Raw genomic sequence first — 21,708 nt, forward strand, 5'->3', positions numbered from 1 at the left:
GAAGACATCGGCTCACGGCGTGGCGGAGCCGGGCCACGGCCGGCGCATGTCGTGGAATTCCCGCTCTCGTCCCACCCGTCCGTTCTGGGGTGAGGTGAAGGTAGTGTGAAGGCCGTTCCGGCGTCCCGAGTTCACCTGGAGGTTTCCGCCCGATGGCTCAGTCGGTGGGTATCAAGGACGTTGCCCGCGTCGCCGGAGTCTCGGTCGGCACGGTCTCGAACGTCATCAACCGCCCGGACAGCGTCGCCATCGAGACCCGCACCCGGGTGCTCCTGGCGATCGACCGGCTCGGCTATGTCCGCAGCGAGACCGCGCGTCAGCTGCGCGCGGGCCGCAGCCGGATCATGGGGCTGCTCCTCCTCGACATGGGCAACCCGTTCTTCGTGGACGTGGCACGCGGCGCCGAGCGGGCGGCGCGGAAGGCCGGTCTCGGTGTGATGGTCTGCAACAGCGCGCAGAGCGCCGGGGAGGAGGCCGCCTACCTGTCCCTCTTCGCCGAGCAGCGGGTACGCGGAGTGATGCTCACCCCGGCGGACGCCACCGGGCGGAACATAGCCGCGTTCCGGCGGCACGGCATCCCGTTCGTGCTGGTCGACCGGGTGGCCGAGGGCACCGGCGAGTGCTCCGTCGCCGTGGACGACATCGCGGGCGGCGCCCTCGCCGTCCGCCACCTGGTGGAGGCCGGACACCGCGCGGTCGCCTACGTCGGCGGCCCGCCCGGACCGGATCGGGCGCACGACGACCGTCGCACCGGCGCCCTGCGCGCCCTCGCCCAGGCGGGCCTCGGTCCCGACGCGCTGCGGGATGTGCCCGCCGAACGGCTGGACGCGGCCGCGGGACGGGTGGCCGGCGCCCGGCTGCTCGGCCTCACCGACCGTCCGACCGCCGTCTTCTGCGCCAACGACCTGCTGGCCCTCGGCGTGCTCCAGGCCATGTACGCGGCCGGGGTCGCCGTCCCCGACGACCTCGCGATCGTCGGATACGGCGACATCGAGTTCGCGGCCGCGGCCGCAGTCCCCCTCACCTCGGTACGGCAGCCCGCGGTCACCATGGGGGCCGTCGCCGCGGAACTGCTGCTGGAGGAGACCGGGACACACGGCGGGCCGGGGGCGCACGAACACCGGCAGGCGGTGCTCCAGCCGCATCTCGTGGTGCGCCGCTCCAGTCTCGCCACGCGCTGAACGGAGATTCAGTAAGAATCCATGATCCAGGGGTCGGCCGACGGGCCCGCGTGTGCTGAACTGGAACGCGTCCATCCGTCCGTCCCGGGAGACCAGTTGAGCCACAACTACCGTCAGCCAGGCGTCGTCCTCACCGACCACCACTTCACCGTGCCGTTGGACCACGCCGCCCCGGCGGGCGAGACGATCGAGCTGTACGCCCGCGAGGTCGTCGCCGGCGCCAAGGCGCACCAGGACCTGCCGTGGCTGGTCTATCTCCAGGGCGGTCCGGGCTTCGGGGCGAATCGTTTCATCGGGAGGCAGTCCTGGCTCGACCGAGCCCTGGACGAGTACCGCGTCCTCCTCCTCGACCAGCGCGGCACCGGCCGCTCCACGCCCGTCAACCGGCAGACGCTCCCACTGCGCGGCGGCCCCTCCGAGCAGGCCGACCACCTCACCCGCTTCCGCGCCGACTCGATCGTCCGCGACTGCGAGTCCATCCGCCCCCGGCTGACCGGCGGCGCCCCCTGGACCGTCCTCGGCCAGAGCTTCGGCGGCTTCTGCGCCGTCAGCTATCTGTCCCTGGCCCCCGAGGGGCTGGCCACCGCCGTCATCACGGGAGGCCTGCCCGCCCTGGACGCCCACGCCGACGACGTCTACCGCGCCGCCTACCCGCGCATCGAGCGCAAGGTCACCGCGCACTACGCGCGCTATCCGCAGGACGTCGAGCGGGCCCGCCGGATCGCCGACCACCTGCTGACCCACGACGTGGTCCTCCCCGGCGGCTACCGCCTCACCGTCGAGGCCTTCCAGTCCTTCGGCCTCATGCTCGGCGCGAGCGACGGCAGCCACCGCCTCCACTACCTCCTGGAGGACGCCTTCGTACGCACGCCGCAGGGCACCGAACTGTCCGACGCCTTCCTGGAACAGGCGCGGAGCCTGCTCTCCTACGCGGACCACCCGCTCTACGCCCTCCTGCACGAGCCGTGCTACGGCCAGGACGCCCGCCCCACGGCCTGGGCCGCCGAGCGGATCCGGGGCGAGTTCCCGCAGTTCGACGCGGCCAAGGCGCTCGCGGGCGACGCACCGGTGCTGTTCACCGGCGAGACCATCCACCCCTGGATGTTCGACGCCGACCCCGCGCTGCGCCCCCTGCGCGACACTGCCGACCTGCTCGCCGCCCACACCGACTGGCAGCCGCTGTACGACCCGGACCGCCTCGCCGCCAACGAGGTCCCGGTCGCCGCGGCCGTCTACCACGACGACATGTACGTCGACACCGCGCATTCGCTGGACACCGCGCGCGCCATCCGCGGCCTGCGCACCTGGATCACCGACGAGTTCGAACACGACGGCCTGCGCGCCGGCGCGCCCCGCGTCCTGGACCGGCTTCTCGCACTCGCCCGCGACGAGGCCTGACGGGCGAGACCTGACGGACGCGGCCCGACACCGGCGGGGACCGCCCGGCGCGAGGGTGGTCCCCCGAGGTCCGTAGGCTGGTCGGCATGCCTGATCACATAGCCGACCGGTCCGCGTTGCGCGGCGACTGCGCACGCTGCTTCGGACTGTGCTGTGTCGCCCTGCCCTTCACCGCCTCGGCGGACTTCGCGGTCGACAAGCCCGCGGGCAAGCCCTGCCGCAACCTCGCGGACGACCATCGGTGCGGTATCCACGCCGAGTTGCGGCCGCGGGGCTTCACCGGCTGCACGGTCTACGACTGCTTCGGCGCCGGACAGCAGGTCTCCCAGGTCACCTTCGGCGGGCAGGACTGGCGCACCGGCTCCCGGGAGGACGCCCGGCAGATGTTCGACGTGTTCCCGGTCGTCCGGCAACTCCACGAACTGCTCTGGTACCTGACGGAGGCGCTCGGCCTGCCCGCCGCCCGGCCCGTGCACGCCGATCTGCGCGCGGCACTGGACCGGACCGAGCGGCTCGCCCGGCAGACGCCCGCCGAACTGGCCGGCCTGGATGTGGCCGCGCACCGGCGGGAGACCAATGTCCTGCTGCTGCGCGCCGGCGAGCTGGCACGGGCGGGCATCCCCGGGAAGAAGAAGGACCGCAGGGGCGCCGACCTCATGGGTGCCCGGCTGAGGGGCGCGAACCTGCGGGGCGCCTGCCTGCGTGGTGCCTACCTCATCGCCGCCGACCTGACCGGCGCCGACCTGCGCGGCGCGGACCTGACCGGCGCCGACCTGCGCGCCGCCGACCTCACGGACGCCGACCTGACCGACGCGATCTTCCTGACCCAGCCGCAGCTGAACGCGGCCCGGGGCAACGCCGGAACCCGTCTGCCGGACACGGTCACTCGTCCGGCGCACTGGGCAGGCTGACCAGACGGTCACCGGAGGAGGGCGGCTGCGCGGTCCGCCGGGACGTCCCGCGCCGGTTCAGGTGCAGGCGCAGCCCGCTCGGCATCAGCGTCAGCCGTTCGGTCACCCGGAGCCGGTAGTCCGGGTCGGCGACCAGGTCGTAGCGCCGTAGCAGCAGAGCGAGCACCAGGGTCGCCTCGTGCAGGGCGAACTGGCGGCCGATGCACGCCCGGGAGCCGGTGCCGAACGGCTTGAAGGTGTGCGGTGCCCGCGCCCGTACGGCCCCCGCGTCGAACCGGTCCGGGTCGAACTCCTCCGCGTCCGCGCCCCACACCTCGGGATCGCGGTGCAGCATCGGTGTCAGGACCAGCGCCCAGGCGCCGCGCCGCATCGGGTGCTCCCCGGCCAGCACCGTGTCCTGCCGGGCCTCGCGGGCGTAGGCGGGCGCGGTCGGCCACAGCCGTAGCGACTCGTCGAGCACCCTGCGCACATACCGCAACTTGGCGACCTGGTCGTAACCGGGCGCCGGGGTGTCGCCCCAGACGCGGTCCACCTCGGCGCGGGCACGCGCCGCCACGTCCGGATGACGGGAGAGGTAGTGCAGCGCGAAGGACAGCGCGCCGGAGGTGGTCTCGTGCCCGGCCACCAGGAAGGTGATCACCTGGTACCGGACGTTCTCCGCGGACAGCCGTTCCCCGGTCAGCGGGTGCGCGGTGTCCAGCATCCGGTCCAGCAGGTCCCCGTCCCCTCCGCCCGAGCGTCGCCTGGCCCGTACGAGGTCGTCGACCGTGCGGTTCAGGAACGCGATGTCGGCGGCGTTGCGGCGCGCGGCCCGGCGCAGCAGCAGCGGAGCGAGCGGCGAGGGCACGGTGTTCAGCCGCTGCGCGTAGCCGAGCGTGCCGACCATCGCGGTCACGAAGGGATGGAGCCGTTCCCGCTCGAAGGAGCCGAAGTCGTGCCCGAAGCCGGTGCGGGCGATCGTCTCCAGGGTCAGCCGGGTCATGTCACCGGGCACGTCCACGCCGCGTCCGGCCGCCAGTTCGCGGTCCCAGTGGTCGGTCAGCCGACCGGCCACGTCCAGCATCATCGGGTGGTAGCCGGCCATGGCCTCCCGGCCGAAGGCGGGGGCCAGCACGTCGTGCGCCCGCTGCCAGTTGGGCTCGTGGTTGTACGCCGTGAACAGCCCGTCCCCGGCGACCGGGCGCAGGTTGGCGATCCCCAGGCCGACGTGCTTGGCGAACCGGGACTCGTCCGCCATGTCGGCGGCGATGCGCGCGCCCCACACGAACACGAACTCCTTGCCGAACGCCTTGCGCCTGAAGACGGGCCCGAGCCGGCGGGCGAAGCGGACCGAGTCCTGCACGGGGGTGTGCCGGTCGGCGCCGACCAGATCGCCCAGCAGGGGGAGCCGGTACGGCGGATGCGGGATGCGGTGCAGCTCCGGCCAGCCCGGTTCGGCGCCGCGGAAGCCCCTGGGGGGCGTGACCGCGTCCGATTCCCTCTCCGCCATGGCGTGATCTCCCTTGATCCGGCCGCAGGTCGAGCGTGTTGTACGTGGGTTCAATAGCGCGGTTCAGTCTGATCCCCTTGTTGAACCGGCGTCAAGTACAGTGCGGGCATGGCCGCGAACCCGGGCGAGCGCACCCGCCGCAGACTCAGCTCGGCCGAGCGCCGGGAGCAGCTGTTGTCGGTCGGGGCGAGGCTCTTCTCGGAAAGTCCGTACGACGAGGTCTGGATCGAGCAGGTCGCCGAGATAGCCGGGGTCTCCCGCGGGCTGCTGTACCACTACTTCCCGACCAAGCGGGACTTCTTCGCGGCGGTCGTGGAGCACGAGAGCGAGCGCATGCTGCGCATGACCGAGGCGGTGCCGGGTGTGCCGGCGCGTGAGCAACTCGGCGCCGGCCTCGACGTCTACCTGGAGTACGTCCAGTCGCACGCGCACGGCTACCGGGCGTTCCACCGGGCCGACGCGGCGGGTGACCAGGTCGTGCGGCGCGTGTACCAGCGTTCGCTGGCCGCCCAGGAGAGCCGGATCCTCGCTGCCCTGTCGGCCGACCCGGAGTTCGGCCCGCTCGTCGAGCGGCGGCCCGATGTGCGCCTCGCGGTGCGGGGCTGGCTGGCCTTCACCACGGCGGTCTGCCTGGAGTGGCTGCGCGACGGCCGCCTCTCCCGGGACCAGGTGCGCGATCTGTGTGCACGGGCGCTGCTCGGCGCCATCGGCTGACCGTTTCGAGTGGTGTGGGGTCCTCGCGGTTGGCGTACACCTCGATCTTCGCTAGGTTAGGCAAGGCTTACCTTAGGAGGTTTCGGGATGGGTGACAGCCAGACCTGGACGGCCGCGCCCTGCGCGGCGGAACACGCCCGCTCGGTGCTCGCCGCGGCGTGGTCGTGCGCGGTGACGGCGGAGGGCGGGCGCGAGGAGTTCGTGGGCGCGCACACGGTGGCGGCCGACGGCCGGGTGATCCTCCGGGTGCCCGAGGACAGCGCCCTGCCGGCGGCCGCGATCTGCGCACCGCGCGGCGAGCCGTCCGCCGTGCTGGAGTTCGCCGACGTCGCGCCCGTCTCGATGCGCAACCGGATCCGGGCCCGCCTCTGGCTGGCCGGCCGGCTCGCCATCGAGGACGACCACCTCGTCTTCACGCCCACCCGTGCCGTGCTGCGCCGGGCGTCCGGCGCGGAGGTCGTCGGCATCGACGACCTCGCCGAAGCCCGGCCCGACCCGCTGGCCGAGGCGGAGGCCCAGCTGCTGACCCATCTCGCCGACGCCCACCCGGACGCCGTCGAGCGCCTCACCCGCCTGGTCGACCCCGACAGCCTGCACGGGGCGGTCCGGGTCCAGCCCCTCGCCGTGGACCGGCACGGGCTGACGCTGCGCATCGAACGCGCCCGCGCCCACGGCGACGTACGTCTGCCGTTTCACGCGCCCGCCGACGACGTGTCGCAGCTGACCGAACGCATGCACGTCCTGCTGACCCAGGCGAGCGCGGCCTCCTGCCCCCGGCCGCTACAGCGGCAGCGCGCAGACGGCGACCGGTGACGGGAACGGCTCACCGGCGAGACGCAGCCCGCCGTCGGCCGGATCCACGTGGAAGACGCTGACGCTGCCCGACCGCTGGTTCGCCGCGAACAGCAGCCGCCCTGCCGGGGAGAAGGCGATCTGCCGGGGGAAGTCCCCGGCCACCGGCACCGTGCCGAGCAGCCGGAGCCGGGCTCCGTCGGCCTCCACTGCGTAACGCGTGATGCTGTTGTGGCCGCGATTGGCCAGGTAGGCGTATGAGCCGTCGGCGTCGACCAGCAGCTGCGCCGGGTAGTTGGTGCCCGCGCCGGTGCCGGTGGACTGGGCTTCGCCGATCCTCAGCCGCCCGGTGGACGGGTCATGGGCGCACACCGCCACCGTGTTGTCCACCTCGTTGGCCAGATAGGCGTACCGGCCGCCCGGATGGAAGGTCAGATGGCGCGGACCCGCGCCGGGCCGGGTCCGGGACCGCGCGACCTCGGTGAGCGTGCCCCTCGCGGGATCGAGCCGGTAGGAGTACACGGTGTCGGTGCCCAGGTCCACGGCGAACACATGACCGCCGTCCGGGCTGGTGACCACCTGATGTGCGTGCGGCCCGCTCTGCCCGGGCCCGGGCGCCGGGCTGGAGTGCGTGAGCAGATCCGAGCGTTCCCCCAGGGCGCCCGACGCGTCGATCGGGTGCACGGCCACACTGCCCGACGTGTAGTTGGCGCTGAACAGCCACCGCCCGCCGGGATGCACGGACAGATGGCAGGGCCCCGCACCGCCGGTGCTCCGGGTGCCGAGAACACGCCGGTCCGCCAGGCGGACGGCGGTCACACCCCCGTCCGCCCGCTCGTCGACGGCGTACAGCGTGCGGCCGTCGGGATGCACCGCCAGATACGACGGATCGGCGACGCCGCGCACCGTGCCGGTCCCGGTGACGTGTCCCGTCGACGGCTCGTAGACGGCGAGACCGATACCGGTGCCGCCGCCCTCGACCGAGGTGTAGGTGCCCAGACAGAGCAGACGGGGGCGGGACGGCCCGGCGGAGCTCCCGGCGGGCGGACGCTCCCGTGGTGCCGGGGTGCGCGCCGGATCCGCGGTGCACCCCGCCGCCGGAACCGCCGCCGCGCCCGCGAGTGCCGCGAGGACCCGGCGCCGGCTCCACCCGCCGCGCCCCGTCCCCGCGTCACCGTCCATGTCCTCCGCACCTCGGCTCGTCGCGCGCCCCGGTCGGCACTCCGTAACCGCCACCTTGACCCGGACCGGGCGGCCGACGCAAAGACCGAGGCAAAGGCTTACCTACCAGTCGCCGTCCTCGACCGGCTTGCCCGGCGCGTCCCCCAGCGGTTTCACCTGTCCGGCTGACGGTGCCTGCCAGGGTTCGAGGTCGTCCCCGAGCCAGTCGCCGACGGGCTTGACCGCGTCGAGCGGGTCCGTGGGGGCCAGATCCTCGCCGTCCTGGTCGTAGTAGTCGTACCAGGGCAGCCCGGCGCGGGTGTACGCCGCCCGGTCCACCGGCGACGGCGGGGGAGCCTCGCCCGTGATGCGCCGCCACTCCGGCGGCGTCACCAGGTGCACGAACACCCGCCCGGCCGGCCGCTCGGCCCAGTCCTTCGGCTTCCGGTCGTCCCGGTACACCTCCTGGCGCATCGAACCCCCGACGCCGAGACCCATGGCGGCGGCCCTCGGCCGGGCGGACGCCGCCCCCGACGGCGCCGGTGCGGCACCCGGGGCGGCCGGTGCGGCCATCGGCGCCGGGGCGCCGTACCCGCCGAACGTGTGCATGGACCGTGTCCGTTCCCGGCGCAGCCGCTCCTGCTCGCGCCACTTCGCGAGCGGGCCCTCCCGCAGCGGGAACGACTGGAGCTGGATGCCGCCCCACACCTCCTCGCCGGTGACCTGACCCTCCACCGTGGCGCCCAGCCCGAGCGGCACGGCCACGAACTGGCGGACCGTCCCGCTGCCCGAGTTGATGCCGTCCAGCCAGGGTTGCCGGGGCAGCACCACGTAGTTCTGCGGCGTGCGGGACAGCCGGTCGCTCCACGGCTTCCCGGACACGGCGCACACCTTGCCCACTCCGACCTGCAACGCGGCCGGTTCCGTCGTCCCCGCGAAGCTCAGCCACATCGCCTCGCGCAGATACACGGGCAGCATCACCCCGCCGCGCGCCCGCCACTGCTCGGGCACCGTGTCCGGGAAGTCCGCCACCCGCCGGACCGGGAACTCGCCCAGCCCCGGCGGCAACGGATGCGTACCCGTCTCGGGCAGGCGCAGGGTGCGCACGAAGCGCACCGCCACTCCGCCCGGAAGCCGCACCGTGTTCCCGTCGACCCGTACAGCCCCGTCCGTCATCCGCCCGCTCCCCTTCTCTCGCCGGAGGTTCTCTCGCCCGGTCCCCTGTCAGGAAGAACGTCCCTCACCCCCGGACCGGTTCCGGCGCAGCCGCTCCGGTACGCCCACCCGCTCCCGCAGCCGGGCCAGGCGTGGCAGCTTCGCGTGCTGCTCGCCGGAGACCCGGTCCAGTTCCTCGAACAGGCGGCGTGAGCGGTGCTCGGTGTCGAGCTCGTCGATGATCCGGTTCACCTCGGTCAGCACGGCACCGTGCAACTGCCAGTGCCGGCCGTCCCGCTCGACCTCGTCCCGCAGCAGCAGGGCCAGCTTGTCCCGGGTGACCGAAGCCGCCTGCAACTCCGCGCTGAGCCGGGCTTCCGCCGACTCGGCGCTGCGGCTGAGGTCGGTGGTCACCAGCACCGCGAAGCTGACCACGGCGTCTCCGATCTCGGAGAGCAGCAGCTCGACGGCCGCGCCCGCCTCCGCCGGGAACAGCGGGTCGGGATCGCGGGCCTTGGCCAGATCGGTGAGGGTGCGGGCCAGCACCCGCATGACGACCGTGCAGATCTCCAGGGTGTCCAGGCCCGTCCGCAGCACCACCCGGTGCAGCAGCCCTTCCTTCACCCGCGGGTTGAGACGCAGGCTGTCCTCGGCCTGCCGCAGGGCCGCGTCCACCTGGACGATGTCGTGGTCCAGCCGCCGTGCCTCGTGCAGCCGCGCCGCGGCCCGCTCCACCGGAATGCGTTCCGCCACCTCCTCGCCCATCCGCAGCAGCAGCTGGCGCACCCGCCGCGCGAGACCCTCGATCGACTCCCCGGCCTCGTCCACCCACACCGGGGGAGGGAGCAGCACATTGCAGGCCAGGCCGACCCCCGCGCCGATCAGGGTCTCCACCACCCGCGCCCACGCGGTGTTTCCCACGGTGGTGACCCCGAGCACCAGCATGGCGCTGATCGCCACCTCGGGCACGTATTCGTTGACGCGCACCAGATGCCCCACCGCCAGCGCGGCCAGGATCAGCAGCGCGAGGCTCCACCAGGTCAGTCCCACCAGAAGGCTGAAGGCGATGGCGACGAGGACCCCGGCGACCACCGCGTTCACCCGGCGGATGCCGTTGGTGAGGGTGGCGTAGAGAGTCACCTGGACGACCAGCAGAGCGGTCAGCGGGGCGGTGAGCGGCGCGGGCTCGGGGCTCAGACGCAGCGCGACGACATACGCGATCGTCGCCGCGGCCGCCGAGCGCAGCGTCTGGACGACCACCGGATCCCGGTGCCGTCGCAGCAGCCGCGTCGGCCCCGCCGTCCACTTCAGTACGTCGTGCATCCCTTGCCCTGTTCCCGCTCGGCGCGCACGTCGAACGTACCCGGGTCAGGCGTACAGCCTGTCGAGGAACGCGGCGAGATTGCCGGTCGCCCGGGCGATCTGTTCCTCCGTCGTGAGGCTCTCCTCGATACGCATGCCCGACTGGGGCGCCTTCCGGCCGCGTACGTACAGCGAGCAGGCGAGGTCCGCGCACATGTACAGACCCACCGAGTTGCCCTCGCGGCCCGCCGGTCCCGCCTTTCGGGCCGTCATCAGGGAGACGCCGCCCCCCGGGTGGGTCGTCAGGCACACCGAGCACATGCTGCGGTGCAGCAGGCTGCGCCGCGCGGGCGGGAAGCGCAGCGCGACCCCGACGGGCCGGCCCGCCCGCTCGGCGACCAGATAGCAGCGGTCCGGTGCCCCGGGGTCCCCCCAGCCGAGGAAGTCGAGGTCGTCCCAGGGGCGTTCGGCGAGGTCGCGGGGGAGGGCGAGGCGCTTGGCGTCGCCCTTGGAGCAGTTCACGAACGAGGTGCGGATGTCCTGCTCGGTGAGTGCGCGCATCGGAAGTCCTGTAACTAGAGGTACTAGGTTTTCGCCTATCTTAAGTAGCCGGAGGGAGAGGGGGTCAAAGGTTTTTTCCGCTCGCGTTCTCCGCCGGCACGTTTTACGGTCCGCCCCTGAGGTACCCGCGTCCTGCCCACCCGACGAAAGGGGAGTACGCCGTGACCGGAGAACAGGGTGGAACCGCCGGACGGCGGGCACCCGTGCCGCGTGACCCGCAGGACCAGCAGGCCCACACCGCGGGGGATCCGTGGGAGGCCGCTGATTCGGGGAGTGCGGGCGAGGGCGACGAGGCCACCGATGTCCCCGACACCGACGAAGCCGGGACCGGGCGGCGCGGTGCGCCACGCTCGGGGACGGGGCAAACGGAACACCCCGTGCCGGACGAACCCCCGGGATGACCTGTACGGCCGCTGAGCTTCTCCTGGGCCGGGCAGCGAAAAGCCCCGACCGTGACGGGGGAACCACGGCCGAGGCGCCCGGTGGAACGGACGGCCTTCAGTGCGTGCTCCGTGCCGCGTCCCGCGGCGCGGTTATCCGTGTCACCCCGCCCGCGCCGGAACGCGCCCCTCCCGGGTCCACTCCAGCAGTTCCGACGCGGACCAGGTGGTCACCACGCGTTCGGCGGACACCCCGCACTCCTCGGCGCGGGCGCAGCCGAGGAGCTGCCAGTCGAGCTGGCCCGGCGCGTGCGCGTCGGTGTCGATCGCGAACAGGGTGCCCGCGTCGACGGCCTGCCGCAGCAGCCGCAGCGGCGGGTCCAGCCGCTCCGGGCGGCTGTTGATCTCCACGGCCGTGCCCGACTCCGCGCACGCGGCGAACACCTCTTCCGCGTCGAACTCCGACTCCGGCCGTCCCCGGCCCGTGACCAGCCGCCCCGTGCAGTGCCCCAGGACGTCCGAGTGCGGATCGCGTACGGCGGCCACCATGCGCCTGGTCATCGAGCGGGCGTCCATCCGCAGCTTGGAGTGGACGGAAACCACGACCACGTCGAGCCGTTCCAGCAGCTCCGGCTCCTGGTCCAGCGAGCCGTCCTCCAGGATGTCGCACTCGATACCCGTGAGCAGCCGGAATGGCGCCCAGGTCGCGTTCAGCCGGGCCACCACGGCGAGCTGCTCCCGCAGCCGGTCGGGGGAGAGTCCCCGGGCCACGGTCAGCCGCGGAGAGTGGTCGGTCAGCACCGCCCACTGGTGTCCGAGGCGTGCCGCCGCGCGTCCCATCTCCTCGATCGGGCTGCCCCCGTCGGACCAGTCGGAGTGCAGATGGCAGTCCCCGCGCAGCCGCTCCCGCAGCCGTTCCCCGCCGCGGGCGGGCAGGCCGCCGGCCTCCGCCTCGGTCCGCCGCAGATACTCGGGCACCCGCCCCGCCAGGGCCTCGCGCACCACCTGAGCGGTCTTCGGGCCGACGCCCTGGAGGTCCTCCAGCGTCCCGGCGGCCGCGCGGTCCGCGATCGCGCCCTCGGGCAGTGCCGCCAGCACCCGAGCGGCGGTACGGAAGGCCCGTACCCGGTAGGTCGGCGCCAGGGACCGCTCCAACAGGAAGGCGATACGGTCCAGTGCCTCGACGGGGTCCATCGCACCTCCACCTCGGCCACCCGATCGGTGACGCACGTCACACGTTTTCGCTGTGGGCGTTCTACGCTCGATGCATGACCGAAATAGCTTCCCCCCACATCTCCCAGCCGCGCATCCTGGTGCTGGGAGTGATGAAGGGCAGGCAGGGCAGCCCACCGTTCCGCATCATGGAAATCGACGGTCAGGTGGTCGGCGAGGCACACGCCATCACCGATGTCCTGGAGACCGCCGCCGCCTTCGGTATCACCGTGCACGACCTGGACGACCCCGATGTGGTCCGCTGGGTCGGCGGTGACAAGTTCACATGGACTCCACGGCACTAGTGCCCCGACAGGCGGGGGTACCAGTCGCCAGTTGCGCCGGTCGTCACGACCGTGTCCTGCGCGCGTGGACCTTCCGGCCGAGCCGCCGTCCCAGCAGCAGGTAACCGGCCAGGGCCCCGGCGGTGTTGAGAATGACGTCGTCCACGTCGAAGGCGCGCCCGGTCACCAGTGCCCCTTGGGCGAGCTCCACCAGCAGCATCACGGTCGCCGTGAGCAGCACGATCTGGACGATCCCGCGCGCCCGCGGCACGAGCACCGGCACCAGGACGCCGAACGGGACACCCAGCAGCAGGTTCCCGCCGATCTGCTTGACGGCGTCGCGCAGTTCCGGCTGGTCCAGGTAGGCCCGCAGCGAGCGGCCCGGATGCAGATTGCTGTGGGTCAGGGACACCGACGCGGGGGAGGGCTCCAGCGTGAGCCGGGCCAGTACGACGGCGAACGCCACCATGAAGACGAAGGCGCACATCATCACCAGCAGCCGGACGGGGGCGGGCAGCGCGTGACGGGCGGCGCCGACGGGCCGGGGGTCGCGCCGGGCCGGTCCGATCCGGCCGGGCCAGCCGATCCGGCGTTCCTTGTGGGCCATTGAGTCCTCCAGGTCTCCGGGCGTCGGGGCGTGATTTCCCGGCTACCCCGGGAGGCCCCGAGGATGCCGCCGGTCAGGGCCCGTAGGTCACCCGCACTTCCTTGAAGCCGAGGGAGCCCAGCAGCCCCTGGAGCATGCCGGTGGTGTTCGTCTCGGCGCGGCCGGTCAGCCCGCTGTCCCGGGCCGCGGCGGCGATGTGCCGTACGGCGAGTTTCTGCACCGCCTGTTCGCTGTTGGGGTTGTCCGAGAAGAGGTCACCGAGCCGGTCGATCAGACCACGCTGCTTGGAGACGGTGTAGGAGCGGTCGGCGTCGAGCGCCGGACTGCCGAGCCGGGCGTGCGGCAGCCGGAGCGTCGCCGAGCTGCGGTCGCCGTTGACCGACACGTCCTTGTCGCCGACCTGTCCGAGGTCGACGTAGGCGTCCACGGTGCCGGCTCCGACGTACAGGGTGCGGGTGCCGCGGATGGCGTCGGGCAGGAACTTGGCGTTCTTCTCCAGGTCCACGACGATCTGGAAGTTGCCCGAGGCCGCGTCGTAACGCGACATGTCCCGGATGGACTTGAGCAGTGCGGGGCCGGACCGGTCGTGCGTCTCGGAGCCGAACAGGTCCCCGAGTCCCGGGATCACCGCCAGGCGGAACCCGGCGAACAGCACCGCGAGTACCAGCACCACGGAGGTGACCGCCTTCGCCCACAGAGGCATGCGCGCGGGCAGGGCCTTGCTGGACGTCGTCATGCCGACAGTCCTCCTTCCTCCTCGCCCCCTCCTTGTCCGGATGCCCACCGATGGGCGTCAGTACCATGACCCCGCCGACCCGTCATGATCATCGGAGGACAACTCGTGCGTGACATAGCCGTCTTCAGTGGCAGCGCCCACCCCGAGCTGGCACGTGAGGTCTGCGCACACCTCGGGGTTCCGCTCAGTCCCACCCGGGTCAGCCGGTTCGCCAACGACTGTCTGGAGGTGCAGCTTCAGGCCAATTGCCGGGAGCGGGACGTCTTCATCGTCCAGCCGCTGGTCAGGCCGGTGCAGGAGAACCTGGTCGAGCTGCTGATGATGTGCGACGCGGCACGCGGCGCTTCCGCCGCCCGGATCACGGTCGTCATGCCGCACTACTCCTACGCCCGCTCCGACAAGAAGGACGCGCCCCGTATCTCCCTGGGCGGCCGTCTGGTCGCCGACCTGATGGTGGCGGCGGGCGCGAGCCGGGTACTCGCCATGACCCTGCACTCGCCACAGGTGCACGGCTTCTTCTCGGTTCCGGTGGACCATCTGCACGCGCTGCGCGAACTCGCCGCGCACTTCGGGGAGTACGACCTCTCGCGCACCACGGTCGTCTCACCGGACCTGGGCAACGCCAAGGAGGCGGCCGCCTTCGCCCGGCTGATCGGCGCCCAGGTCGCGGCCGGTGCCAAACAGCGGTACGCGGACGACCGGGTGAGCATCAACTCGGTCATCGGGGACATCGCCGGCCGGGACGTCATCGTGCTGGACGACGAGATCGCCAAGGGCAGCACGGTACTCGAACTCCTGGAGCGACTGCGCGAGTTGGGGCCGCGCTCGATCCGGGTGGCATGCACGCACGGGCTGTTCGCGGCGGGCGCCCTGAAGCGGCTCAGCGAGCAGCCGGACGTGCTGGAGATCGTGTGCACCAACACCGTGCCGGTGCCGGTGGAGGCCCACGAGGAGTACAAGGCCAAGCTGCGCGTCCTGTCCATCGCCCCGGCGCTCGCCGAAGCGGTGCGCCGCATCCACAACGGCGAGTCCGTCAGCGCCCTGTTCGACGCGCCCCGCGGCATGTAGCCCGCTCGCCGGTCACAGCGACCCGGACGCCGCCTCGGGCTGTCCGAGGGCCGCGTCCAGCGTGGACTGCGGCGGCAGCAGCCGCGACAGACCGGTGATCCGCAGGACGCGCAGGGTCAGCGGGTGCGTGCACACCAGCCGCAGTTGGCCGTCCTGGTCGAGGACCCGGCGCCGGGCCCGGTAGAGCAGACGCAGCCCCGAGCAGTCGAAGAACTCGACGCGCCGCAGGTCGAGAACGATCCGGGCGCCGGGCCGGTCCGTCACCCGGTCCAGGTGCGGAGCGATCTCGGCGGCCGCCGCCAGGTCGATCTCACCGCGGAACTCCAGGACGGTGTGCCCCCGGTCCTGGTGGACGCGCAGATGCCGGGTGAGCGGTACGGGGTCCTGTCGCACCACCGAACCACCTCCCACCCACGTCCGGAGAACTCTTCTCCGCTCAGCAAGTTACCCGCGATGGAAGGAATTTGAGCATGTTCGATTGACATATGTCTGTGAGTTTGCGGTGAGCTGCGCCTCACTGCGCCACGAGCGTCGCCCCGGCCATCGGCCGGCCATCGGTCGGTCACCGGCCGGTCACCGGCTCATGTGCAGGGCGACCAGCAACTGCCATACCTGGTCGGCCACTTCGTCGGAGTCAGCCGCCGGAAGCAGCCCGTGCAGCCAGTCCGCGAGGACGCCCGCGAAGGTGGCGGCGACGGCCGAGGCGACCAGGGGCGCGTCCGCGGCTCCCGCCAGCTCGCGCTCGGCCAGGCTGCGGGCCCGCAGGTCCCGGTGCAGCACCAGCCCCAGCGGGCCGCCGCCGCCCGGTGTGAGCAGGGTGCGGTACAGGGCCGCGTGCGGGGCGAGGCCCGCGAAGAACTCCCTCAGTGCGGGCGGGGCCTGCACCGGATCGGGCCGCCCGCGCCAGGCGTGCAGCGCCTCCACGGCCTCCCGTACGACGTCCGCGCACGCGTCCGTCGCCAGCGCCTCAAGACTGTCGTAGTGCACATAGAAGGTCGCCCGGCCCACCCCGGCCCGGCGCACCAGCGCGGCGACGCCGACCTCCTCCAGCGGCCGCTCGGCGCACTCCTCCAGCAGAGCCGTGCGCAGCCGCGCCCGGGTGCGCGCGGCCCGCGGGTCCCCCGGCGTGCTCCCGGTCACCGGGCCGCGAGTACGGCGGCCAGCGCGAGGGCGCCGGGCAGCGCCTGGGCGAACAGGATGCGGCGGTTCGCCGTGGCCGCGCCGTACACGCCCGCGATCACCACGCACGACAGGAAGAACACCCGTGCCGCGAAACCGGTCGGGTCGGCCGCCACCAGACCCCACACCAGGCCGGCGGCCAGAAAGCCGTTGTAGAGCCCCTGGTTGGCGGCCAACGTCGCGGTCGCCCCGGCCATCTCCGGGTCGAAGCCGTGCAGCCCCCGGCCCGGCTTCTTCTCCCACAGGAACATCTCCAGCACCAGGATGTACATGTGCAGCACGGCCACCAGGCCGACCAGCACGTTCGCCACTATTTCCATGACCGGCGGTCTCCTCGACTGCTCTTTCCGGACAGGTGTCCAGCATAGGTGGACAACTGTCCAGGAAATTGCCGGGGGAGTCAACCGACTGAACCGGGCGGCGGGGGATATCCGCACGGGCAGGACTCTCCCCGGGAGGAAGACATGCCGTTGGTGAAAGCCGGGCTCGTGGTGCTCGACTGCGCCGAACCCGAGAAACTGGCCCAGTTCTACCTGGAGTTGCTGGAGGGAGAGACGGTGGCCGCGTCCGCCAACCTGGTGGAGGTCAGGGGCGCCGACGGGGTGCGGCTCGCGTTCCGGCGGGATGCCAACGCGACGCCGCCGAGTTGGCCGCGCCCCGAGAACTCCCTCCAGGCGCACCTCGACTTCCTGGTCGACGACCTGGACGCCGCGGAGCGCAGGATCGTCGGGCTCGGCGGCCGCCCCGTGGACACCAAGGACGCGACGGGACGGTACGAGGAGCGGGGCTACGCGGATCCCGCCGGGCACTCCTTCACCGTGCGCCTGGTACCGCCCGTGGCGCCCAAGCAGGGCTGACCCTCGATCAGTCCCGGCCCTTGTCTCCCGCCGGCCACACCCCCGTGGAACGCTCGATGACCGTGGCGCCGGTACGGTCCACGGCGCTGCGCACCACCGCGAACACGGCGCCCTGGACCGCCGCCGCGAGCAGGACCTCACTCCAACCGCGGTCCCGGTCCAGGGCGTCCGGCGCGTCCTCCTCGTGCCGTATCGCCATCCACGTCCTGCGGAAGGCGAATCCGGCCAGTGCCCCTCCGGCCCAGCTCAGCACCAGGCCGACCGGCCGGTACACGAGGGGCAACTTCTGCTTCTTCGCCACGTGTTTCTCCTTCGGATGCGTCACCAGTAGGGGCCGTCTACCCCGAATCCCGCCCGTGTGAGCGGAACGGCCCGGGGCAGTCGGTGAAGGTGAAGAAGGCGAACCAGAAATCCTCCGAGCGCGGCGCCGACCGCAGTACTCGCGTCACCGTGCTCGTGGCGCTCGCGGCCAATCTCGTCATCGCTGCCGCCAAGGCCGTCGGCGGACTCATCGCCGGCTCTCCCGCGCTGCTGTCCGAGGCGGCCCACTCGGTCGCCGACAGCGTCAACGAAGTCTTCCTGCTGGCCGCGCTGCGCCGCAGCAAGCGCCCCGCCGACCAGCGCCACCCCTTCGGCTACGGCAAGGAGCGCTTCTTCTGGTCGCTCCTCGCGGCCGTCGGGATCTTCGTGATGGGCGGCTGCTTCTCCTTCTTCCAGGGCTTCGAGGCCCTGCGTGGCGGAGCGGGCGAGACCTCGGGCGGCTATGTGGTGGGTCTGGCCGTGCTCGGCCTCGCCTTGGTCGCCGAGGGAAGCTCCCTGCTGCGCGCGCTGTACCAGGTGCGCTCCCAGGGTGGCGGCTCCTCGGGGTTGCGCGACCCCGCCCTGCGCACCGTGGTGGCCGAGGACGCCACCGCGGTGCTCGGCGTGCTGCTCGCCATCGCCGGCATGGCACTGCACATGATCACCGGGCAGATCGCCTGGGAGGCCGCCGCCTCGCTCTGCATCGGCCTGCTGCTGGTGTACGTCGCGTACCGCCTCGGGCGCGACGCTCGCGACCAGCTCATCGGCGAGGCCGCCGACCCCGAGCTGAGCGGCCGTATCCGGGCCATGCTGGAGAAGGAGCCCGAGATCGACACCGTGGAGGCGCTGTTCACGATGAAGCTGGGCCTCGACTCGACGCTGGTGGCCGCGCGGGTGGACCTGATGCCCGGTATGGACAGCGAGCGCGTCGAGAAGGCGGCCGTACGCATCAAGCGCTCCGTCGCCCGCGCGGTCCCGGAGGCCGGGATGATCTTTCTCGACATCACCGACCGCCCGGCGGCGGAGGCACGGGAAAGCCCCGCCGCGACGGGGGAACGCGGCGGGGCCTGACGCACGGGTGCCCGGCACGAAACGGGTTCATGCCTGCCCCGAACGGATTTTCCCGGGAGTCGCGGCTCCCCTGGCCGGAAAGACGGTGACCCGAGTCCGGAATCAGCCGCCCACGCCGGGTTCGAGGACGAACACCGGGATCTCCCGGGAGGTCTTCTCCTGGTACTCCGCGTACGGCGGATAGGCGGCCACCGCCCGGTCCCACCAGAGGTCCTTCTCCTCGCCGGTCACCTCACGGGCCGTCATGTCCTGCTTGACCGCGCCGTCCCGCAGCTCGACATGGGGGTCGGCCTTGACGTTGAAGTACCACACCGGGTGCTTCGGCGCGCCGCCCTGCGAGGCGATCACGGCGTACCGGCCGTCGTGCTCCACCCGCATCAGCGGGGTCTTGCGGATCTTGCCGCTCCTGGCACCCCGGGTCGTCAGCAGGATCACGGGCATCCCCGTGTCCAGCAGAGTCGTTCCCTTGGTGCCTCCGGAGCTCTCGTACAACTCGACCTGCTCCCGAACCCACTGGGTCGGGCTGGGCTCGTACTCGCCCTGAAGAGGCATGAGGTCCGTCCCCTCGTCGGTACTGCGGCCTGCTCGGCCTGCTGTCAGCGTTCCTCAACACCGGCGCACGCGCGATTCATCCGTGCCGCGGTCCAAGCGTGTCACGCCGGTCACACCGCCATCCGTATCGCGAGCGCCATGATCACGCCACTCGACAAGAGCGCCGTCACCAGCCGGCCGCGGTGCCCGGTCAGCGCACGGCCGAGCAGGGCGCCGCCCCCGGCGAGCATCAGCTGCCAGCTCGCGGACGCCGCGAAGGCGCCCAGCACGAAGACGGCACCCTCCAGCGGGCGCGCGGTGCCCCCGGTGTGGCTGCCGAGCACCAGCGCGGCGAAGTAGATCACCGTGGCCGGGTTCAGAAGGGTGATCCCGAGAAGGCCGAGATACGCGCGTGCCGGGCCCGGCGGTGGCCGGTCCTGACGGGTGGCGAGCACGCGCCGACGGTACTGCCGCAGCGCGCCGACCGCCCCCCACACCGCCAGCGCCGCCAGCACCAGGGCGGAAGCCCAGCGCAGCGGTCCGAGCACGGGCCGGAGTGCCGCCGCCACGGCGGTGCCCCCCACCGTGGCGAGCAGGGCGTAGAGGCCGTCGGCGCTTGCCACGCCCAGCGCGGCACAGGCGCCGGTCCTGAGCGACGTACGAGCCGTGAGGGACACTAGATATGTCGCGACCGCTCCGACAGGGACGGCGATGCCGTACCCGGCGAGCAGGCCCGCGACGAGCGCGGCCGTCACGAGAGCGCGGAATCGGGCCTCCGCGGACGGCCGGGCTGCTGCTGTCGCCGCACCGGAAGGACGACGGCGGAAAGCAGCGGCGGAAGGGCGTCGGTCGTGGTCATGGGCAGATCCTGAGGTCCGCGGGCCGACGGCGGCAACCGAATTACGGCGTGATCGCGACGTGCCATATGGATGCCTGGAGCATCTAATGGAGATCGGTCCCAAGGCATTCGGCACCGAGGCACACGCACCCTTCGTCTGCGAGGTCTTCATGACGGAACTGACGGAACCGACAGAACGCACCGAACCCACCGAGCCCACCGACCCGGCAGCAAGCGTCGCCTACCCCCAGGACCGCACCTGCCCCTACCACCCGCCGTCCGGCTACGACCCGCTGCGCGACCAGGACGCCCTGGCCCGGATCACGCTCTACGACGGCCGCACGGCCTGGGTGGTGACCGGCCACGCCACGGCCCGCGCGCTGCTGTCCGACCCCCGGCTGTCCACCGACCGCACCCGCCCCGGCTTCCCCATGCTCACCCGCCGCTTCGCGGCGGCCCGCGCCATCCGGCCCGCCCTGCTCGGAGTCGACGACCCCGAGCACCGCACCCAGCGGCGGATGATGATCCCCTCCTTCACGGTCAAGCGTGCCGCCGAACTGCGTCCCGACATCCAGCGGATCGTCGACGACCGGATCGACGCGATGCTCGCCCAGGGGCCGCCCGCGGAACTCGTCGGCGCCTTCGCGCTGCCGGTGCCCTCCATGGTGATCTGCTCCCTGCTCGGCGTGCCCTACGCCGACCACGAGTTCTTCGAGGAGCAGTCGCGCCGCCTGCTGCGGGGCCCCGAGGCCGCCGACACACTGGCGGCCCGCAAGCGGCTGGAGGAGTACCTGGGCGGGCTCATCGACCGCATGGCCGCGGAGCCCGGGGGCGGCGACGGCATCCTGCGCGAACTCGTCCACCGCCGGCTCGGCGAGGGCGAGACGGACCGTGAGGAACTCGTCTCGCTGGCGGTCATCCTGCTCGTCGCGGGCCACGAGACGACCGCGAACATGATCTCCCTCGGCACCTTCACCCTGCTGCGCAACCCCGAACGGCTCGCCGAACTGCGCGCCGACCCGGAGCTGCTGCCGTCCGCCGTCGACGAGCTGATGCGGATGCTGTCGATCGCCGACGGACTGCTCCGCATCGCCCTCGAGGACATCGAGGTGGCGGGAACCAGGATCCGCAAGGGCGAGGGCGTGGTCTTCGCGACCTCCGTCATCAATCGCGACGACTCCGTCTACGCCGAACCCGACACCCTGGACTGGCACCGCCCCACCCGCCACCACATCGCCTTCGGCTTCGGTATCCACCAGTGCCTCGGCCAGAACCTCGCCCGCGCCGAGATGGAGATCGCCCTGGGCACCCTGCTGCGGCGGCTGCCCGGACTGCGTCTCGCCGCGCCACCCGAGGAGATCCCCTTCAAACCCGGCGACACGATCCAGGGGATGCTGCGGCTCCCCGTGACCTGGTAAGAGGCTGGGGCCATGCGCATCGACATCGACAAGGACGTCTGTATCGGCGCGGGCCAGTGCGCCCTCGCCGCCCCGGCCGTCTTCACCCAGGACGACGACGGCTACAGCATGCTGGTCCCCGGCCACGAGGACGGCGGCGGCGACCCCAAGGTGCGGGAGGCGGCACGCTCCTGCCCGGTCGGCGCCATCAAGGTGACGGAGGCGGCCGTCGGCTGACCGGGGTGGCCGCCGGCCGAGTCAGACCCGTCCGCGCTCCACCAGGTCGAGGGCTTCCCGCCACGGGAACCGCGGCGCGCGCCCGGCCGTCGGACGTTCCGGAGTAGCGCTCTCCGAACCGGACGCCCATCCCGCGCAGTCTCGCGAGGCTCTCCTGATGGGCGGGGTGGGCGGCCGGCGCGTCCGCCACGCAGGGCAGGACGGCGATCGGCACGCCCAGGCCGACGGCCTCGCAGAGCGTGACCAGGGCGGGGGTGTCGGCGATCCCGGCCGCCAACTTGTTGACGCTGTTGAACGTGGCCGGGGCAACGGCTTCGGCATCCGGCGGCGGCAGGGACCGGCCGAGG

At 72.5% G+C, this 21,708-nt stretch carries 25 protein-coding genes and 1 pseudogene; 11 read left to right on the forward strand and 15 right to left on the reverse strand.

Annotated elements, in window-relative coordinates:
* Positions 1-152 precede the first annotated feature (152 nt).
* The 3 genes from ACIPK3_RS07495 to ACIPK3_RS07505 all read left to right on the forward strand — a co-directional run bounded on the left by ACIPK3_RS07495 (position 153) and on the right by ACIPK3_RS07505 (position 3,490).
* Positions 153-1,181, forward strand: coding sequence for a LacI family DNA-binding transcriptional regulator (locus ACIPK3_RS07495; protein WP_402567138.1), 1,029 nt, complete (start codon positions 153-155; stop codon positions 1,179-1,181).
* Between the two features lie 96 nt (positions 1,182-1,277).
* Complete coding sequence (locus ACIPK3_RS07500; RefSeq protein WP_402567139.1) at positions 1,278-2,579, forward strand: alpha/beta fold hydrolase; 1,302 nt, start codon at positions 1,278-1,280, stop codon at positions 2,577-2,579.
* An 86-nt stretch (positions 2,580-2,665) separates the two neighbouring features.
* Positions 2,666-3,490 carry a pentapeptide repeat-containing protein gene (locus tag ACIPK3_RS07505; protein ID WP_402567141.1) on the forward strand — a complete coding sequence of 275 codons (825 nt, stop codon included), beginning with the start codon at positions 2,666-2,668 and terminating at the stop codon, positions 3,488-3,490.
* Here ACIPK3_RS07505 and ACIPK3_RS07510 read toward each other — a convergent pair.
* Positions 3,462-4,979 carry a cytochrome P450 gene (locus ACIPK3_RS07510; RefSeq protein ID WP_402567143.1) on the reverse strand — a complete coding sequence of 506 codons (1,518 nt, stop codon included), beginning with the start codon at positions 4,977-4,979 and terminating at the stop codon, positions 3,462-3,464. The two genes, ACIPK3_RS07505 and ACIPK3_RS07510, sit on opposite strands and share 29 nt — an antisense overlap.
* Positions 4,980-5,087: 108 nt before the next feature.
* Here ACIPK3_RS07510 and ACIPK3_RS07515 point away from each other — a divergent pair, with 108 nt between their 5' ends.
* On the forward strand, positions 5,088-5,693 hold the full coding sequence (locus ACIPK3_RS07515; RefSeq protein ID WP_402567145.1) for a TetR/AcrR family transcriptional regulator: 606 nt from the start codon (positions 5,088-5,090) through the stop codon (positions 5,691-5,693).
* A gap of 87 nt (positions 5,694-5,780) precedes the next feature.
* A complete protein-coding gene (locus tag ACIPK3_RS07520) occupies positions 5,781-6,506 on the forward strand; it encodes a DUF2470 domain-containing protein (protein WP_402567147.1) in 726 nt (241 codons plus the stop codon).
* On the opposite strand, the gene ACIPK3_RS07525 is transcribed toward ACIPK3_RS07520, so the two are convergent.
* The 5 genes from ACIPK3_RS07525 to ACIPK3_RS07545 all read right to left on the reverse strand — a co-directional run bounded on the left by ACIPK3_RS07525 (position 6,474) and on the right by ACIPK3_RS07545 (position 12,238).
* Positions 6,474-7,667 (reverse strand): lactonase family protein, encoded by a 1,194-nt coding sequence (locus ACIPK3_RS07525; RefSeq protein WP_402567148.1) that lies wholly within the window; start codon positions 7,665-7,667, stop codon positions 6,474-6,476. The genes ACIPK3_RS07520 and ACIPK3_RS07525 overlap by 33 nt on opposite strands.
* Before the next feature lie 102 nt (positions 7,668-7,769).
* Positions 7,770-8,822: a hypothetical protein gene (locus ACIPK3_RS07530; protein ID WP_402567150.1), complete on the reverse strand. Its 1,053-nt coding sequence runs from the start codon at positions 8,820-8,822 to the stop codon at positions 7,770-7,772.
* Between the two features lie 48 nt (positions 8,823-8,870).
* The gene (locus ACIPK3_RS07535; RefSeq protein WP_402567151.1) at positions 8,871-10,124 is read right to left on the reverse strand and encodes an aromatic acid exporter family protein; all 1,254 of its coding nucleotides are present in this window, start codon (positions 10,122-10,124) and stop codon (positions 8,871-8,873) included.
* A 45-nt stretch (positions 10,125-10,169) separates the two neighbouring features.
* Positions 10,170-10,664, reverse strand: a complete 495-nt coding sequence (locus ACIPK3_RS07540; RefSeq protein WP_402567153.1) for an FBP domain-containing protein — start codon at positions 10,662-10,664, stop codon at positions 10,170-10,172.
* Positions 10,665-11,206: 542 nt separating this feature from the next.
* Positions 11,207-12,238, reverse strand: a complete 1,032-nt coding sequence (locus ACIPK3_RS07545; protein WP_402567154.1) for a PHP domain-containing protein — start codon at positions 12,236-12,238, stop codon at positions 11,207-11,209.
* Positions 12,239-12,312: 74 nt separating this feature from the next.
* Here ACIPK3_RS07545 and ACIPK3_RS07550 point away from each other — a divergent pair, with 74 nt between their 5' ends.
* Complete coding sequence (locus ACIPK3_RS07550) at positions 12,313-12,561, forward strand: hypothetical protein (RefSeq protein ID WP_402567156.1); 249 nt, start codon at positions 12,313-12,315, stop codon at positions 12,559-12,561.
* A gap of 43 nt (positions 12,562-12,604) precedes the next feature.
* Here ACIPK3_RS07550 and ACIPK3_RS07555 read toward each other — a convergent pair whose 3' ends face one another.
* Entirely contained in the window at positions 12,605-13,147 is a 543-nt protein-coding gene (locus ACIPK3_RS07555; protein ID WP_402567158.1) for a VanZ family protein, read from the reverse strand.
* A gap of 73 nt (positions 13,148-13,220) precedes the next feature.
* Complete coding sequence (locus tag ACIPK3_RS07560; protein WP_402567160.1) at positions 13,221-13,883, reverse strand: DUF4230 domain-containing protein; 663 nt, start codon at positions 13,881-13,883, stop codon at positions 13,221-13,223.
* 105 nt (positions 13,884-13,988) lie between these two features.
* Here ACIPK3_RS07560 and ACIPK3_RS07565 point away from each other — a divergent pair, with 105 nt between their 5' ends.
* The gene (locus tag ACIPK3_RS07565) at positions 13,989-14,951 is read left to right on the forward strand and encodes a ribose-phosphate diphosphokinase (protein WP_402567162.1); all 963 of its coding nucleotides are present in this window, start codon (positions 13,989-13,991) and stop codon (positions 14,949-14,951) included.
* A gap of 12 nt (positions 14,952-14,963) precedes the next feature.
* Here ACIPK3_RS07565 and ACIPK3_RS07570 read toward each other — a convergent pair whose 3' ends face one another.
* The 3 genes from ACIPK3_RS07570 to ACIPK3_RS07580 form a co-directional block, all read right to left on the reverse strand.
* On the reverse strand, positions 14,964-15,344 hold the full coding sequence (locus ACIPK3_RS07570) for an anti-sigma factor antagonist (RefSeq protein ID WP_402567163.1): 381 nt from the start codon (positions 15,342-15,344) through the stop codon (positions 14,964-14,966).
* Between the two features lie 180 nt (positions 15,345-15,524).
* Positions 15,525-16,091, reverse strand: a complete 567-nt coding sequence (locus ACIPK3_RS07575) for a TetR/AcrR family transcriptional regulator (RefSeq protein ID WP_402567165.1) — start codon at positions 16,089-16,091, stop codon at positions 15,525-15,527.
* Positions 16,088-16,450, reverse strand: coding sequence for a DUF1304 domain-containing protein (locus ACIPK3_RS07580; protein ID WP_402567167.1), 363 nt, complete (start codon positions 16,448-16,450; stop codon positions 16,088-16,090). Before ACIPK3_RS07580 ends, ACIPK3_RS07575 begins: the two co-directional genes overlap by 4 nt.
* A 144-nt stretch (positions 16,451-16,594) precedes the next feature.
* Here ACIPK3_RS07580 and ACIPK3_RS07585 point away from each other — a divergent pair, with 144 nt between their 5' ends.
* A complete protein-coding gene (locus ACIPK3_RS07585; protein WP_402567168.1) occupies positions 16,595-16,987 on the forward strand; it encodes a VOC family protein in 393 nt (130 codons plus the stop codon).
* A 7-nt stretch (positions 16,988-16,994) separates the two neighbouring features.
* On the opposite strand, the gene ACIPK3_RS07590 is transcribed toward ACIPK3_RS07585, so the two are convergent.
* Positions 16,995-17,288, reverse strand: coding sequence for a DUF4235 domain-containing protein (locus ACIPK3_RS07590; protein WP_402567170.1), 294 nt, complete (start codon positions 17,286-17,288; stop codon positions 16,995-16,997).
* An 83-nt stretch (positions 17,289-17,371) separates the two neighbouring features.
* Between ACIPK3_RS07590 and ACIPK3_RS07595 the strand changes: the two genes are divergently transcribed.
* On the forward strand, positions 17,372-18,358 hold the full coding sequence (locus ACIPK3_RS07595) for a cation diffusion facilitator family transporter (protein WP_402567172.1): 987 nt from the start codon (positions 17,372-17,374) through the stop codon (positions 18,356-18,358).
* Between the two features lie 102 nt (positions 18,359-18,460).
* Here the strand turns inward: ACIPK3_RS07595 and ACIPK3_RS07600 are convergent, their stop codons facing one another.
* A complete protein-coding gene (locus ACIPK3_RS07600) occupies positions 18,461-18,910 on the reverse strand; it encodes a nitroreductase family deazaflavin-dependent oxidoreductase (protein WP_402567174.1) in 450 nt (149 codons plus the stop codon).
* Positions 18,911-19,020: 110 nt separating this feature from the next.
* Positions 19,021-19,644 (reverse strand): LysE family transporter, encoded by a 624-nt coding sequence (locus ACIPK3_RS07605; protein ID WP_402567176.1) that lies wholly within the window; start codon positions 19,642-19,644, stop codon positions 19,021-19,023.
* Between the two features lie 253 nt (positions 19,645-19,897).
* Here ACIPK3_RS07605 and ACIPK3_RS07610 point away from each other — a divergent pair, with 253 nt between their 5' ends.
* Entirely contained in the window at positions 19,898-21,145 is a 1,248-nt protein-coding gene (locus ACIPK3_RS07610; RefSeq protein WP_402567825.1) for a cytochrome P450, read from the forward strand.
* Positions 21,146-21,157: 12 nt separating this feature from the next.
* The gene (locus ACIPK3_RS07615; RefSeq protein ID WP_402567177.1) at positions 21,158-21,361 is read left to right on the forward strand and encodes a ferredoxin; all 204 of its coding nucleotides are present in this window, start codon (positions 21,158-21,160) and stop codon (positions 21,359-21,361) included.
* A gap of 21 nt (positions 21,362-21,382) precedes the next feature.
* Here ACIPK3_RS07615 and ACIPK3_RS07620 read toward each other — a convergent pair.
* Positions 21,383-21,701, reverse strand: a pseudogene (locus ACIPK3_RS07620) (flavoprotein); the annotation flags it as partial.
* Positions 21,702-21,708 lie beyond the last annotated feature (7 nt).

The organism is Streptomyces sp. NPDC086787 (assembly GCF_044745865.1).
GTDB lineage: Bacteria > Actinomycetota > Actinomycetes > Streptomycetales > Streptomycetaceae > Streptomyces.